This window comes from Roseibium sp. (genome assembly GCF_039982295.1).
Lineage (GTDB): Bacteria > Pseudomonadota > Alphaproteobacteria > Rhizobiales > Stappiaceae > Roseibium.
Map to the genome: position 1 here is coordinate 1 of NZ_JBDWYP010000027.1, position 13,944 is coordinate 13,944.

At 57.4% G+C, this 13,944-nt stretch carries 26 protein-coding genes and 2 pseudogenes; all 28 read right to left on the bottom strand.

Annotated features, from left to right (window positions below; translation table 11 throughout):
• A pseudogene (locus tag ABJZ52_RS04415) lies at window positions 1–113 on the bottom strand (50S ribosomal protein L17); the annotation flags it as partial.
• 77 nt (window positions 114–190) lie between these two features.
• Window positions 191–1,252 carry a DNA-directed RNA polymerase subunit alpha gene (locus ABJZ52_RS04420; protein WP_348193383.1) on the bottom strand — a complete coding sequence of 354 codons (1,062 nt, stop codon included), beginning with the start codon at window positions 1,250–1,252 and terminating at the stop codon, window positions 191–193.
• A gap of 53 nt (window positions 1,253–1,305) precedes the next feature.
• Entirely contained in the window at window positions 1,306–1,695 is a 390-nt protein-coding gene (rpsK, locus tag ABJZ52_RS04425; protein WP_153768601.1) for a 30S ribosomal protein S11, read from the bottom strand.
• A 65-nt stretch (window positions 1,696–1,760) separates the two neighbouring features.
• Entirely contained in the window at window positions 1,761–2,129 is a 369-nt protein-coding gene (gene rpsM / locus ABJZ52_RS04430; RefSeq protein ID WP_153768600.1) for a 30S ribosomal protein S13, read from the bottom strand.
• A 178-nt stretch (window positions 2,130–2,307) separates the two neighbouring features.
• Window positions 2,308–2,904, bottom strand: coding sequence for an adenylate kinase (locus tag ABJZ52_RS04435; protein ID WP_348193266.1), 597 nt, complete (start codon window positions 2,902–2,904; stop codon window positions 2,308–2,310).
• Window positions 2,901–4,232, bottom strand: a complete 1,332-nt coding sequence (gene secY, locus ABJZ52_RS04440; RefSeq protein ID WP_192107459.1) for a preprotein translocase subunit SecY — start codon at window positions 4,230–4,232, stop codon at window positions 2,901–2,903. Before secY ends, ABJZ52_RS04435 begins: the two co-directional genes overlap by 4 nt.
• A 48-nt stretch (window positions 4,233–4,280) precedes the next feature.
• Window positions 4,281–4,748 (bottom strand): 50S ribosomal protein L15, encoded by a 468-nt coding sequence (gene rplO / locus ABJZ52_RS04445; protein ID WP_348193263.1) that lies wholly within the window; start codon window positions 4,746–4,748, stop codon window positions 4,281–4,283.
• A 21-nt stretch (window positions 4,749–4,769) separates the two neighbouring features.
• Window positions 4,770–4,964 (bottom strand): 50S ribosomal protein L30, encoded by a 195-nt coding sequence (gene rpmD, locus ABJZ52_RS04450; protein ID WP_153768596.1) that lies wholly within the window; start codon window positions 4,962–4,964, stop codon window positions 4,770–4,772.
• A 41-nt stretch (window positions 4,965–5,005) separates the two neighbouring features.
• On the bottom strand, window positions 5,006–5,569 hold the full coding sequence (gene rpsE, locus ABJZ52_RS04455) for a 30S ribosomal protein S5 (RefSeq protein WP_153768595.1): 564 nt from the start codon (window positions 5,567–5,569) through the stop codon (window positions 5,006–5,008).
• Window positions 5,570–5,610: 41 nt separating this feature from the next.
• The gene (gene rplR / locus ABJZ52_RS04460; RefSeq protein WP_348193259.1) at window positions 5,611–5,973 is read right to left on the bottom strand and encodes a 50S ribosomal protein L18; all 363 of its coding nucleotides are present in this window, start codon (window positions 5,971–5,973) and stop codon (window positions 5,611–5,613) included.
• A 12-nt stretch (window positions 5,974–5,985) separates the two neighbouring features.
• Window positions 5,986–6,519 (bottom strand): 50S ribosomal protein L6, encoded by a 534-nt coding sequence (gene rplF / locus ABJZ52_RS04465; RefSeq protein WP_192107455.1) that lies wholly within the window; start codon window positions 6,517–6,519, stop codon window positions 5,986–5,988.
• A gap of 44 nt (window positions 6,520–6,563) precedes the next feature.
• Window positions 6,564–6,962: a 30S ribosomal protein S8 gene (gene rpsH / locus ABJZ52_RS04470; protein WP_348193256.1), complete on the bottom strand. Its 399-nt coding sequence runs from the start codon at window positions 6,960–6,962 to the stop codon at window positions 6,564–6,566.
• Window positions 6,963–6,974: 12 nt separating this feature from the next.
• Window positions 6,975–7,280, bottom strand: a complete 306-nt coding sequence (gene rpsN / locus ABJZ52_RS04475) for a 30S ribosomal protein S14 (protein WP_153768591.1) — start codon at window positions 7,278–7,280, stop codon at window positions 6,975–6,977.
• A 32-nt stretch (window positions 7,281–7,312) separates the two neighbouring features.
• Window positions 7,313–7,870: a 50S ribosomal protein L5 gene (gene rplE / locus ABJZ52_RS04480; RefSeq protein ID WP_192107453.1), complete on the bottom strand. Its 558-nt coding sequence runs from the start codon at window positions 7,868–7,870 to the stop codon at window positions 7,313–7,315.
• Window positions 7,863–8,180, bottom strand: a complete 318-nt coding sequence (gene rplX / locus ABJZ52_RS04485) for a 50S ribosomal protein L24 (RefSeq protein ID WP_192107451.1) — start codon at window positions 8,178–8,180, stop codon at window positions 7,863–7,865. The genes rplE and rplX overlap by 8 nt, the downstream gene beginning before the upstream one ends.
• Entirely contained in the window at window positions 8,180–8,548 is a 369-nt protein-coding gene (gene rplN / locus ABJZ52_RS04490; RefSeq protein ID WP_153768588.1) for a 50S ribosomal protein L14, read from the bottom strand. The genes rplX and rplN overlap by 1 nt, the downstream gene beginning before the upstream one ends.
• Before the next feature lie 67 nt (window positions 8,549–8,615).
• Complete coding sequence (gene rpsQ / locus ABJZ52_RS04495) at window positions 8,616–8,843, bottom strand: 30S ribosomal protein S17 (protein WP_153768587.1); 228 nt, start codon at window positions 8,841–8,843, stop codon at window positions 8,616–8,618.
• Between the two features lie 10 nt (window positions 8,844–8,853).
• Complete coding sequence (gene rpmC / locus ABJZ52_RS04500; protein WP_153768586.1) at window positions 8,854–9,054, bottom strand: 50S ribosomal protein L29; 201 nt, start codon at window positions 9,052–9,054, stop codon at window positions 8,854–8,856.
• 21 nt (window positions 9,055–9,075) lie between these two features.
• Entirely contained in the window at window positions 9,076–9,489 is a 414-nt protein-coding gene (rplP, locus tag ABJZ52_RS04505; RefSeq protein ID WP_153768585.1) for a 50S ribosomal protein L16, read from the bottom strand.
• Window positions 9,490–9,533: 44 nt separating this feature from the next.
• Window positions 9,534–10,262 (bottom strand): 30S ribosomal protein S3, encoded by a 729-nt coding sequence (gene rpsC / locus ABJZ52_RS04510; RefSeq protein ID WP_153768584.1) that lies wholly within the window; start codon window positions 10,260–10,262, stop codon window positions 9,534–9,536.
• Window positions 10,262–10,642 (bottom strand): 50S ribosomal protein L22, encoded by a 381-nt coding sequence (gene rplV / locus ABJZ52_RS04515; protein WP_153768583.1) that lies wholly within the window; start codon window positions 10,640–10,642, stop codon window positions 10,262–10,264. Before rplV ends, rpsC begins: the two co-directional genes overlap by 1 nt.
• Before the next feature lie 2 nt (window positions 10,643–10,644).
• Window positions 10,645–10,923: a 30S ribosomal protein S19 gene (rpsS, locus tag ABJZ52_RS04520; protein ID WP_153768582.1), complete on the bottom strand. Its 279-nt coding sequence runs from the start codon at window positions 10,921–10,923 to the stop codon at window positions 10,645–10,647.
• Between the two features lie 12 nt (window positions 10,924–10,935).
• A complete protein-coding gene (gene rplB / locus ABJZ52_RS04525) occupies window positions 10,936–11,769 on the bottom strand; it encodes a 50S ribosomal protein L2 (RefSeq protein WP_348193246.1) in 834 nt (277 codons plus the stop codon).
• Between the two features lie 17 nt (window positions 11,770–11,786).
• Window positions 11,787–12,080, bottom strand: a complete 294-nt coding sequence (locus ABJZ52_RS04530) for a 50S ribosomal protein L23 (protein WP_348193243.1) — start codon at window positions 12,078–12,080, stop codon at window positions 11,787–11,789.
• Window positions 12,077–12,697 carry a 50S ribosomal protein L4 gene (gene rplD / locus ABJZ52_RS04535; RefSeq protein ID WP_153768579.1) on the bottom strand — a complete coding sequence of 207 codons (621 nt, stop codon included), beginning with the start codon at window positions 12,695–12,697 and terminating at the stop codon, window positions 12,077–12,079. The genes ABJZ52_RS04530 and rplD overlap by 4 nt, the downstream gene beginning before the upstream one ends.
• Window positions 12,697–13,407, bottom strand: coding sequence for a 50S ribosomal protein L3 (rplC, locus tag ABJZ52_RS04540; protein ID WP_153768578.1), 711 nt, complete (start codon window positions 13,405–13,407; stop codon window positions 12,697–12,699). The genes rplD and rplC overlap by 1 nt, the downstream gene beginning before the upstream one ends.
• Window positions 13,408–13,430: 23 nt before the next feature.
• On the bottom strand, window positions 13,431–13,739 hold the full coding sequence (gene rpsJ / locus ABJZ52_RS04545) for a 30S ribosomal protein S10 (RefSeq protein WP_006936455.1): 309 nt from the start codon (window positions 13,737–13,739) through the stop codon (window positions 13,431–13,433).
• Window positions 13,740–13,804: 65 nt separating this feature from the next.
• A pseudogene (gene tuf, locus ABJZ52_RS04550) lies at window positions 13,805–13,944 on the bottom strand (elongation factor Tu); the annotation flags it as partial.

The following is a 13,944-nucleotide window of genomic DNA, read 5'->3' on the forward strand; positions in this document are numbered from 1 at the left end:
AGGGTCGTCACGATCTGCTCGTGATTGATCAGCGAAGCTGCCATGTTTGCGAACATAGCCTTGCGGTGGCTAGAGGTCCGGTTGAGCTTGCGGCCGGAATTACCGTGGCGCATGGCCCTCTCCTTCTAAAGACAGACAAATGGGCTTGAAACCCAAGGTCCGGTTGAGTGTGAAGGGACGCGGACGTCCCTTAATACTGGTGGTCTTCGTAGCGCTTCGCGAGATCTTCGATGTTCTCAGGCGGCCAGTTGGCGACCTCCATACCGAGGTGCAGACCCATCTGGGCGAGAACTTCCTTGATTTCGTTCAGCGACTTGCGGCCGAAGTTCGGCGTGCGCAGCATTTCCGCTTCGGTCTTCTGAATGAGATCGCCAATATACACGATATTGTCGTTCTTCAGGCAGTTGGCAGAGCGGACGGACAGTTCCAGTTCGTCGACCTTCTTGAGAAGCGCCGGGTTGAACGCGAGTTCCGGGACAGTGTCCTCGGCGACTTCACGCTGCGGCTCTTCGAAGTTGACGAAGATGGAAAGCTGATCCTGAAGGATGCGCGCAGCGAATGCGACTGCGTCATCCGGCTTAACCGAACCGTCGGTCTCAACGGTCAGGGTAAGTTTGTCATAGTCAAGAACCTGGCCTTCACGGGTGTTTTCCACCTTGTAGGACACTTTCTTGACCGGAGAGTACAGGCTGTCGACCGGGATCAGGCCGATCGGCGCATCTTCCGGACGGTTACGGTCGGAGGACACGTAGCCCTTGCCGGTGTTGACGGTGAACTCCATGCGGATTTCAGCGCCTTCATCCAGCGTACACAGCACAAGCTCCGGGTTCAGAACTTCGACATCGCCAACGGTCTGGATGTCGCCAGCAGTCACCGCACCAGGTCCCTGCTTGCGCACAACCATGCGCTTGGGTCCTTCGCCATCCATGCGGATCGCGATTTCCTTGATGTTCAGAACGATGTCGGTGACATCTTCACGAACACCGGGAATGGACGAGAACTCGTGCAGCACGCCGTCGATCTGAACGGCAGTCACTGCAGAGCCCTGCAGCGATGACAGGAGAATACGACGAAGCGCATTTCCGAGCGTCAGACCATAACCACGCTCAAGCGGCTCCGCGACTACAGTCGCGACGAAGCGCGGGTCTTCGCCCTGCTTGACTTCGAGCTTGGTCGGCTTGATCAGTTCTTGCCAGTTTTTTTGAATGGTCACGTTTTTGCCCCTTCGGCTATCCCGCCCGGGCCCTCGCAGGGCCGCAAGCTATTCTTTGCCATTGGAGAAACAGATACCTAAGACGGAAAGCCTTAGACGCGGCGACGCTTGCGCGGACGGCAGCCGTTGTGCGGAATCGGCGTCACGTCGCGGATCGACGTGATGAGGAAACCGGCAGCCTGAAGCGCACGAAGAGCGGACTCACGTCCAGAACCTGGACCACGCACTTCAACTTCAAGGGTACGCATGCCGTGTTCGGATGCCTTCTTGGCTGCATCTTCAGCTGCAACCTGAGCCGCATACGGCGTAGACTTACGAGATCCCTTGAAGCCGAGAGCACCAGCGGACGACCATGAAATGGTGTTGCCCTGTGCATCGGTAATGGTGATCATCGTGTTGTTGAACGTGGAGTTCACATGAGCGACGCCAGAAGAAATGTTCTTGCGCTCGCGGCGACGCACGCGCGTCGTTTCCTTAGCCATTCTTTTTCCTTACTTTGATCTCAACACTGCCGTAAGACCGGCAGCTCCACCGCCAATCGGCTGGATTACTTCTTCTTACCAGCGATGGCTTTCGCAGGACCCTTACGGGTACGTGCGTTGGTATGTGTGCGCTGACCGCGAACCGGGAGACCACGACGGTGACGCAGGCCACGGTAGCAACCAAGGTCCATGAGACGCTTGATGTTCATTGCAGTGTCGCGGCGCAGGTCGCCTTCAACGAGGTAATCGGCGTCGATGGTCTCGCGAATGGCAAGGACTTCAGCGTCGGAAAGTTCATTGACGCGGCGTTCCGGCGCAATGTTGACCTTCTCGACGATCTCCTGCGCGAACTTCGCGCCAATGCCGTGAATATACTGAAGCGCGATAACAACGCGCTTGTTCGTTGGGATGTTAACGCCAGCAATACGTGCCACGTTGTTCTCCATGTCATGCGGCCGTTTCGACCGCGTTGCTTATTATTCCCTGCGTCCGGTGGAGCCCGGCCCCTGCAAGGCACTAAATGCACTTGGTTCAGCAAGCACAGATCGTGCCGACCCCGTGTATCACGGAATCGGCACGAAACTTGTCAGCTAGAGCGCGTCCTTAACGACTCTAAACCTTTTCGTCAAGCTTTGAGAGAACACTCTCGATGTCCCGTGACACGTCATCAATGGACTGCATGCCATCAACCACGGTCAGAAGACCCGCTTTTTCGTAGTAAGGGATCACAACAGCGGTATCGCGGTTGTATGCTTCAAGGCGGTCCTTGAAGACCTCCGGATCATCATCCTTGCGGACCGGCTCGCCTTTTTCCTTGGCTTCCGCCGCGCGATTGATGATGCGATTAACCAGCTTGGACTGATCGACACGCAGTTCAATCACGGCATCCAGGTCAAGCTTGTTTTCCGAGAGCATCTGCGCAAGGGAATCAGCTTGGGCAATCGTGCGTGGGAAGCCGTCGAGAATGAAACCATTCTTGGCATCCGGCTCGGCAATCCGGTCGCGAATGATGCCCACAACAATGTCGTCAGAGACGAGACCACCGGCGTCCATGACAGCTTTCGCCTGCAAACCAACCGGGCTCTGCGCCGCGACAGCCGCACGAAGCATATCACCGGTAGACAGCTGCGGGATGTTATAATCGGCAACAAGCCGTCCCGCCTGTGTCCCCTTCCCCGCTCCTGGCGGTCCGACCAAAATCAGTCTCATCTACGTTTCCCCCTGAGCTTTGCTTTTTTCACCAGGCCCTCATACTGGTGAGCGAGCAGATGGCCCTGGATTTGGGAAACCGTATCCATGGTCACGCTGACTACGATCAACAGCGAAGTTCCACCGAAATAGAACGGAACGCCCGTCGCCGAAATAAGAAATTCGGGTAATAGACAGACAAGGGTGATGTAGATCGCACCAACGACCGTGATGCGCGTCAGGACGTAGTCGATGTACTGAGCCGTGCGTTCACCCGGACGAATGCCCGGAATAAAGCCGCCGTGCTTCTTCAGATTATCCGCTGTGTCGGTCGGATTGAAAACAATCGCCGTGTAGAAGAAACAGAAGAAAATGATCATCGTGGCATAGAACAGCATGTAAAGCGGCTGTCCATGGCCAAGCAGAGCGGTGATCGTTGTGACCCACTCGCTCGTGTTGCCCGAGGAAAATCCTGCGATCGTGGCCGGCACCAGAAGAAGAGACGACGCAAAGATCGGAGGAATCACACCAGCTGTGTTCAGCTTGAGAGGCAAGAACGAGGTGTTGCCCTCGAACATGCGATTTCCCATCTGACGCTTCGGATACTGAATCAGCAAGCGGCGCTGAGCACGCTCCATGAAGACGATCACGCCAATCACGACAACAGCAAGGATGATCACCATGAGGATGATCCAGGTAGCCAAAGCGCCCTGACGTCCGAGCTCAAGCGTCGAGACCACCGCAGTCGGCAGGCCTGCAACGATGCCGGCGAAGATGATCAGCGAGATGCCGTTACCAATACCGCGAGATGTGATCTGCTCACCAAGCCACATCAGGAACATGGTGCCGCCGACCAGCGTCAAAACGGTGGACGCACGGAAAAACCAGCCCGGATCAGTGACGACGTTGGTCGCGCCTTCAAGGCCGACAGCAATGCCGTATGCCTGGAATGCAGCCAGAACCACCGTGCCATAGCGCGTGTACTGGTTGATGACCTTACGGCCCTGCTCGCCTTCCTTCTTCATCTGCTCAAGCGTCGGAACGACTGTCGTCATGAGCTGCATGATGATGGAGGCGGAGATGTAAGGCATGATGCCAAGGGCAAAAATAGCCATACGCTCGACAGCGCCACCGGCGAACATGTTGAACATGCCGATGATGCCGGATTGCGCCTGGTTAAATGCCTGCGCAAACGCATCCGGGTTGATCCCCGGAAGCGGGATATAAGTGCCGAGCCGATAAACCAAAAGCGCTCCCAGCGTGAACCAGATGCGCTTTTTGAGCTCGTCAGCCTTGGCGAAAGCCGAGAAATTTAAATTTGACGCAAGTTGTTCGGCGGCCGATGCCATGCCCTACTCCGGTCAGTTAGTACCGACAAATGGGAAAAGCCCAGGCTGTTAAGCCTGAGCTCCCAGAACGACGACCTTGCCGCCAGCTTTGGAAACCGCTTCAACGGCAGCCTTGGAGGCGCCAGCAATTTCGAAAGTGACTGCTGTCTTCAATTCACCGTCGCTGAGCAAGCGAACGCCATCCTTGACGCGCTTGACGATACCAGCAGCCTTCAGCGTTTCGACCGTGACGGCCGCTTTCGCATCGAGCTTGCCTGCATCCAGAGCTTCCTGAACACGGCCGAGGGAGACTACATTGTACTCCTTGGCGAAAATGTTCGTGAAACCACGCTTCGGCAGACGACGGTGAAGCGGCATCTGACCGCCTTCAAAGCCCTTGATCGCGACGCCTGAACGGGATTTCTGCCCCTTCACACCGCGGCCACCGGTCTTGCCCTTGCCAGAACCGATACCGCGTCCGACGCGGTGGCGGCTCTGAACGGAACCGGGATTGTCCCTGAGTTCGTTGAGCTTCATGTCTTTATCTCCTGACCCCGATTAAGCGTCTTCGACGACGCGTACGAGATGCTGGACCTTGTTGATCATGCCGCGCACTTCAGGAGTGTCCTTCAGTGTGGAACGGCGGTGCATCTTGTTCAGACCCAGACCGACGAGCGTTGCGCGCTGATCCTGAGGACGGCGCAGCGGGCTGCCAATCTGTTCGACCGTAACGGTCTTGTCGGTGTTCGCCATGGAACTAACCCTTATTCAACTGGGAGCCGGAGCCGCCGAGATCAAGCCTCGGCGGCAGCCGGAGCCGCATCTTCGTTATCACGACGGCGCGACTGCAGCACCGAGACCTTGAGGCCGCGGCGTGCCGCGACCGAACGCGGGCTGTCTTCCTTGGTCAGTGCGTTAAAGGTCGCACGAACCATGTTGTAAGGGTTCGAAGAGCCAAGTGACTTGGCAACAACGTCCTGAACACCAAGGGTTTCGAACACTGCACGCATCGGACCACCAGCAATGATACCTGTACCAGCCGGAGCTGCACGCAGGATCACTTTACCGGCACCGTGACGGCCTTCCACATCGTGGTGGAGCGTCCGGCCTTCACGCAGAGGCACACGGATCATCGTGCGCTTTGCAGCCTCGGTTGCCTTACGGATGGCCTCTGGCACTTCACGTGCCTTACCGTGGCCAAAGCCGACGCGGCCCTTCTGATCACCAACCACGACAAGCGCGGCGAAGCCGAAACGACGGCCACCCTTGACCACCTTTGCGACGCGGTTGATGTGTACGAGCTTGTCGACGAATTCGCTGTCTCGCTCGTCGCGATCGCGATTATCCTGTCTCGCCATTTTATACGTCTTCCGTTCTTAAGAGCGCCAACGGGCGCTGGTCAGAATTCAAGTCCACCTTCGCGGGCCGCATCAGCAAGCGCTTTGACGCGCCCATGGTACTGATACCCGCCTCGGTCGAACACGACCTGCTTGACGCCAGCGGCAATCGCACGCTCGGCGACAAGCTTGCCGACCGCAGCAGCTGCTGCAGTGTCGGCGCCCGTCTTGAGGGAGCCCTTCAGATCGGATTCGATCGTCGAGGCGGAAACAATGGTGTTCCCTTTCCCGTCGTCGATGATCTGGGCGTAGATCTGCTTCGACGAGCGGAAGATAGAAAGGCGCGGACGTCCGTTCGCCACCTTCTTGAGTGAACGGCGCACGCGATCGCGGCGGCGTTCGAAAGCAATTTTGCTATTCGCCATGATCCAGGTCCGTTACTTCTTCTTGCCTTCTTTGCGGACGATAAACTCGTCTGCATAACGAACACCCTTGCCCTTGTAAGGCTCAGGTGGGCGGAATTCGCGGATTTCAGCCGCTACCTGACCGACAGTCTGCTTGTCGATACCGGAGATGAGGATCTCCGTAGGTTTTGGGCACTTGATCTCGATTCCTTCCGGAACCGAATAGATAACGTCGTGCGAGAAACCCAGCGCCAGCTGAAGATTCTTGCCCTGAACCTGGGCACGATAACCAACACCGGTGATGTCGAGCTTCTTTTCGAAGCCGTTGCTCACACCAGTAATGATATTCTGCACCATCGTCCGGCTCATGCCCCACATGGAGCGAGCCGTCTTGGAGGTGCCGCGCGGATCAACCTTGATACCGCCGTCCGTCATCTCGGCCAGAACGTAGTCATTGAGCACGAAGGAGAGTTCACCCTTCGGGCCCTTGACCGCAACCGTCTGACCGTTGATCGTTGCCGTTACCCCGCTTGGCACGGGGACTGGCTTTTTGCCAATACGAGACATCTGACCAACCTTGTCGTTGTTTTAAAGATGAGACTGAAACCGCGTCAGAAGACGCGGCACAGGACCTCACCGCCTACGTTTTCATCACGCGCCTGATGATCGCTCATGACGCCACGCGGAGTCGAAATAATCGACACGCCCAGGCCATTGGACACATGCGGGATGTTTTTAACCGACGAGTAAACCCGACGGCCCGGTTTTGACACCCGTTCGATGGTCCGGATAACCGGTTCGCCATCGAAGTACTTCAGTTCAATTTCGAGTTCCGAACGACCGGTCTCGAATTCAACCGTGGTGTAGCCACGGATGTACCCTTCCTTGGCGAGCACATCAAGTACATGTGCGCGCAATTTGGAATTTGGTGAACTGACTTTGCTCTTGCGACGCATCTGCGCATTGCGGATACGTGTGAGCAAATCCCCCAACGGATCAGAAATTGCCATGGGAGTTTCTCCTTACCAGCTCGACTTGACCAGGCCTGGGATCTTACCCAGTGAGCCCAGTTCACGAAGCGCAATACGGGACATCTTGAGCTTGCGGTAGTATGCACGCGGACGGCCGGTCACTTCGCAGCGGTTGCGAACGCGGTTCGGCGCGGAGTTCCGCGGCAATTTTGCAAGCTTCAAGCGTGCGTTGAACTGCTCTTCCGGAGACAGGCTACTATCTTTCGCCATCGCCTTGAGGGCAGCGCGCTTCTCAGCGTACTTTTCGACAAGCTTCTCGCGACGCTTGTTCTTCTCGACTGCGCTTTTCTTCGCCATCGTCGTTCCTCGTTCCTTTCCCGTATCTCAGCTTATTTGCTGAACGGGAAGTTGAACGCGCGCAGCAGTTCACGCGCTTCGTCATCGTTCTGAGCAGTGGTGCAGACGATCACGTCCATACCCCAGATCTGGTCGACCTTGTCGTATTCGATTTCCGGGAACACGATGTGCTCCTTGATGCCCATGGCGTAGTTGCCACGACCGTCAAAGGACTTCGGGTTCAGACCACGGAAGTCACGAACGCGCGGCAGCGCGATGGTGATCAGGCGATCCAGGAATTCGAACATCTGCTGGCGACGAAGTGTAACCTTGGTCCCCAACGGCATCTCTTCGCGAACCTTGAAGGTCGCGATGGACTTCTTGGCCTTGGTGATGACCGGCTTCTGGCCGGCGATCAGTGCAAGGTCTTCAGCGGCGATGCGCGCCTTCTTGGAGTCGGCAACCGCTTCGCCGACGCCGATGTTCAGGACAACTTTGTCGAGACCAGGAACCTGCATAGGGTTCTTGTACTCGAACTTTTCCTGAAGCTGCTTGCGCACAACATCTTCGTAATGCGTCTTAAGACGCGGGATGTAATTGGTCTCAGCCATCGATCAGGTCTCCAGAACGCTTGGCCACACGGACCTTGGTACCGTCTTCCTGCACCTTGAAACCCACGCGCGTCGCCTTGCCGTCCTTGGGATCGGCTACAGCGATGTTAGAAAGGTGGATCGGAGCTTCCTTAGCAACGATACCAGCTTCCTGGGTCTGGGTTTGCTTCTGGTGGCGGCGAACGACGTTCACACCACGGACAAGCGCCTTGTTGTCAGACGGCAGGACCTGCAGAACTTCACCGGACTTGCCCTTGTCACGACCGGTGAGAACGACAACGGTGTCGCCTTTTTTAATTTTCGCAGCCATCAGAGCACCTCCGGCGCGAGCGAGATAATTTTCATGTGGTTCTTTGCACGGAGCTCGCGCGGTACCGGACCAAAGATACGGGTACCGACAGGCTCCTTGTTGTTGTTGATCAGAACCGCCGCATTGCGGTCGAACCGGATCACGCTGCCGTCGGCACGTCGAATATCCTTCGCCGTACGCACAACGACCGCCTTCATCACGTCGCCCTTTTTGACGCGACCCCGCGGAATAGCTTCCTTCACGGATACGACAATGATGTCGCCCACAGAAGCGTATTTGCGCTTGGAGCCGCCGAGCACTTTGATGCACATGACACGACGAGCGCCGGAATTATCCGCCACGTCGAGGTTTGTTTGCATCTGAATCATGACTGGCTGCCTTATTCTCTGTCTGGCGCACCTGCCAAGGGCGCCTGATGCTCAACATGGAGCGTGGTCAGACGACCACGGTCCAGCGTTTGTTCTTCGAAACCGGCGAGCACTCTTCGATCTGAACAGAATCGCCGACTTGATATTTGTTTGCTTCATCATGCGCGCGGTATTTTTTGGACCGGCGCACGGTCTTCTTCAGCAGCGGGTGAGTGAAGCGACGCTCCACCTTAACCGTCACCGTCTTGTCATTTGCGTTGCTGACAACGGTGCCCTGCAAAATGCGCTTCGGCATAGGTGTCTCCTTAAGCGCTTGCCGACACGCGCTTTTCGCGCATGATCGTCTGAATGCGAGCAACGTCGCGGCGAATTTGCCGTACGCGCCCAGTGTTTTCTAGCTGACCGGTAGCCTTCTGAAAGCGCAGGTTGAACTGCTCTTTCTTGAGGGCTTCGAGCTCCGTGCGGAGCTCGTCGAGGGTCTTTGCTCTTACGTCAGTCGCCTTCATGGCTTCTTACTCCTCGACTGCCTATTCGCCAATTCGCTGAATGAAGCGGCACTTGATAGGCAGTTTGGCGGCCGCCAGACGCATTGCTTCACGCGCAACGTCTTCTGGAACACCATCGATTTCGAACATGATCCGGCCAGGCTTGACGCGGCAAGCCCAGTAATCCGGAGAACCCTTACCCTTACCCATGCGGACTTCAGCCGGCTTGGAAGAGACCGGGAGGTCCGGGAAGATGCGGATCCATACACGACCAGCACGCTTCATGTGGCGGGTCATGGCACGACGGGCAGCTTCGATCTGACGAGCGGTGACCCGCTCAGGCTCAACAGCCTTCAGACCGTAGGCGCCGAAGTTGAGGTCAGTACCTCCCTTCGACAGACCGTGAATGCGGCCCTTGTGCTGCTTGCGGAACTTAGTTCGCTTCGGTTGCAGCATCGTTTTCTCTCGTCCTTCGTGTTACGCGAGCAGCAGGCAGCCGGTTAGGCTGCGCGCTCACGGCCCCGACCCCGGCGTTCGCCGCGATCACCCTGGTTGCTGTCAGAGCCGGACGTCGCACGGCGCTCGGACGCCATGGGGTCATGCTCGAGGATTTCACCCTTGAAGATCCAGACCTTCACGCCGCAAACACCGTAAGCGGTATGAGCGGAAGCAACACCGTAATCGATGTCGGCACGCAGGGTGTGTAGCGGCACGCGACCTTCGCGGTACCATTCGATACGTGCGATTTCAGCACCACCGAGACGGCCACCACAGTTGATCCGGATGCCCTGTGCGCCAAGACGCATCGCCGACTGAACGGCACGCTTCATGGCACGACGGAAGGCAACACGACGTTCCAGCTGCTGAGCGATCGAAGCGGCAACAAGTGTCGCATCGAGTTCAGGCTTACGAACTTCAACGATGTTGATGTGAACTTCCGAGTTCGTGATCTCGTTGATCTTCTTGCGAAGACGCTCGATGTCCGCACCCTTCTTGCCGATAACCACGCCCGGACGACCCGAGTGGATGGTAACACGGCACTTCTTGTGCGGGCGTTCAATCACAACCTTGGAAACAGCAGCCTGCTTCAGTTCCTTGAGCAGGAATTCGCGGATGCGGAAATCTTCATGAAGAAGATCGCCGTATTCACCCTTGTTGGCGAACCAACGCGAATCCCAGGTGCGGTTGATCCCGAGGCGCATGCCGATCGGGTTTACTTTGTGACCCATCAGGCAGTCTCCTCTTTTTCACGCACAACGATGGTCAGGTTCGAGAAAGGCTTCTCGATCCGGCCAACGCGACCACGTGCACGAGCCTGGAAACGCTTGATGACAAAAGCCTTGCCAACATGTGCCTCGGCAACCACCAGGTTGTCGATATCCAGGTCGTGGTTGTTTTCCGCGTTTGCAATCGCGGACATCAAGGTTTTCTTGACGTCTTGAGCGATACGCTTGCGGGAGAATGTCAGGTCTGCAATTGCAGAACCGACCTTCTTGCCGCGGATAGCAGCCGCAACGAGATTCAGCTTGCGCGGAGAAACGCGCAGCATGCGGGTCATTGCCCGGGCCTCGTTGTCAGCGAGCGTCCGCTCACGCTTCGGCTTGCCCATCGTTACTTCCTCTTCGCCTTCTTGTCGGCGCCATGTCCGTAGTAGGTCCGGCTCGGTGAAAACTCACCGAACTTGTGACCAATCATCTCTTCAGACACCGACACCGGGACATGCTTCTGCCCGTTGTAGACGCCGAAGGTAAGACCAACGAACTGCGGCAGGATCGTCGAGCGGCGGCTCCAGGTCTTGATGACCTCGTTGCGGCCAGATTCACGAACCTTGTCAGCCTTCTTCAGCAGATACCCGTCGACAAACGGACCTTTCCAGATCGAACGTGCCACGATCCTTGTCCTTTACTTCTTGCGCGCGTGGCGGCTGCGGACGATATACTTATCAGTCTGCTTGTTGCTCCGCGTGCGCTTGCCTTTGGTCGGCTTGCCCCAAGGGGTAACCGGATGACGACCACCGGACGTCCGGCCTTCACCACCGCCGTGCGGGTGGTCAACCGGGTTCATCGCGACGCCGCGTGTATGCGGGGTACGGCCAAGCCAGCGAGAGCGGCCTGCCTTGCCCAGATTGATGTTGCCGTGGTCCGGATTGGATACGGCACCAATGGACGCCATGCAGGTGCCCAGAACGCGGCGCTGTTCACCGGACATCAGACGCAGGGTCGTGTAACCCTGGTCGCGGCCGACAACCTGAACGAAGGCACCGGCGGAACGTGCGACCTGCGCACCCTTGCCCGGCTTCAATTCAATGTTGTGAACAATCGTGCCGACCGGAATCGAAGCCAGCGGCATTGCGTTACCCGGCTTCACATCGACAGACTGACCGGCGATGACCGTGCCACCAACTGCCAGACGCTGTGGCGCCAGAATGTAGCTCAGCTCACCATCTTCGTAACGGATCAGTGCGATGAATGCGGTCCGGTTCGGATCGTATTCGAGGCGCTCTACCGTTGCCGGGATGTCGAACTTGCGACGCTTGAAGTCAACAAGACGGTAGGACCGCTTGTGACCGCCACCGCGGTTCGGAGCCGTAAGGCGACCGGTGTTGTTACGACCGCCGCTCTTGGAGAGGCCTTCCGTCAGGGTCTTGACCGGCTTGCCCTTGTGCAGATCGGAACGATCTACCTGGACCAGCTGGCGTCGACCGGGCGACGTAGGGTTGAATGTCTTAAGTGCCATTTACCTGTCCCCGCCCCTTAGAGCCCGGTGGTCACGTCAATCGCGTGACCTTCCTCGAGCGTGATGACGGCCTTCTTGAAGTCGGACTGGCGACCGATGCGACCCTTGAACCGCTTGACCTTGCCCTTGCGGACCAGTGTGTTCACGGCACTGACCTTGACGCCGAACAGCGCTTCGATCGCAGCCTTGATTTCCGGCTTGGTTGCGTCATTGGCGACCTTGAAAACAACCTTGTTTTCTTCGGAAGCCATGGTCGCCTTCTCGGTGATTACCGGGCCGACGATCTTGTCGTAGTGAGGAAGATTGCTCATTTGAAGCGCTCCTCAAGTGCAGACACCGCAGACTTCGTCAACACAAGCGTGTTGGCGCGCATGATGTCGTAGACATTGATACCCTGGACCGGCAGCACATCCACATGCGGAATGTTGCGGGCAGCCAGAGAGAAGTTCATGTCCAGTTCGGCACCGTCAATCACCAGAGCGCTCTTGAGACCCAGCTTTTCAAACTGTGCCTTGAGTGCCTTGGTCTTGGCTTCGGCAGCCTTCGCATCTTCAACGATGACGATGCTGTCAGCCTTGGCCTTGGCGGAAAGAACATGCTTGAGACCGAGGACACGGACCTTTTTCGGCAGCTCGTGAGCATGGTCGCGAACGACCGGCCCAAAAGCCTTACCACCACCGCGGAACTGCGGAGCCTTGCGGTTGCCGTGACGTGCGCCGCCGGAACCCTTCTGGCGAACGAATTTCTTCGTCGTACCGGAAACTTCCGAACGCTGCAGCGTCTTGTGCGTGCCGGCCTGGCGCTTGGCAAGCTGCCAACGCACCACGCGGTGGATCAGATCGGTGCGGGGCTCGAGACCGAAGATCTCGTCACTCACCGTGATCGAACCGGCCGCCCCACCTTCGAGGGTCTTGACCTGAAGTTCCATCACTCGCTCTCCTTCCCGGCGGCAGCGGCTGCTTCAGGAGCACGAAATGCACCTGGAACCGGAACACCTTCCGGCAGCGCCTTCTTGATCGAGTCGCGGACCTGGATCCAACCGCCCTTGGCGCCTGGTACAGAACCCTCGACCATGATCAGGCCGCGTTCAACATCGGTACGCACAACCTTCAGGTTCTGCGTGGTCACGCGGACATCGCCCATGTGACCGGCCATTTTCTTGCCTTTGAACACCCGGCCCGGATCCTGACACTGACCCGTGGAACCATGTGAGCGATGCGAGATCGAGTTACCGTGCGAAGCGCGACCACCACCGAAGTTGTGACGCTTCATCGCACCGGCAAAACCCTTACCGATCGAATTGCCGGTAACGTCGACAAACTGACCTTCGACGTAGTGGTCAGCGGTGATTTCCGCGCCAACGTCGATCAGGTTGTCAGACGAAACCCGGAACTCGGCCAGGGTACGCTTCGGCTCCACCTTGGCAACCGCGAAATGTCCGCGAAGTGCCTTAACGGTGTTCTTTACTTTTGCCAGACCGGCGCCGACCTGCAGCGCGGTATAGCCATTCTTTTCTTCAGTACGGTGGGCAACCACCTGGCAATTTTCCAGCCGCAAAACCGTGACCGGAACATGCTCGCCCGCATCGTTATAGATACGAGTCATGCCCACTTTCTGAGCGATCACACCAGAACGCATAGACGTGTCCCCTTCGATCCGCCTCAGAGCTTGATCTCGACGTCGACACCAGCGGCAAGGTCGAGCTTCATAAGAGCGTCAACCGTCTGGGGCGTCGGATCAACGATGTCGAGCAAACGCTTGTGCGTGCGCATCTCGAACTGATCGCGGCTTTTCTTATCGATGTGCGGGCCGCGAAGTACCGTGTACTTCTCGATCCGCGTCGGCAGCGGTACGGGTCCCCGTACCTGTGCACCGGTCCGCTTGGCCGTGTTCACGATTTCCTTTGTGGAAGCATCGAGAATACGGTGGTCAAATGCCTTAAGGCGGATCCGGATATTCTGACCGTTCATTTCAGAGTTCCCGTTGAGACAGGCGGGCCTGCCAGTTTTAGTTAAACAGCAGGCCCTGCCGTCAATTACTCGACGATTGAGGCTACGACGCCGGCGCCGACGGTACGACCGCCTTCGCGGATAGCGAAGCGCAGGCCTTCTTCCATGGCGATCGGCACGATCAGCTCAACAACAACAGACACGTTGTCGCCTGGCATAACCATTT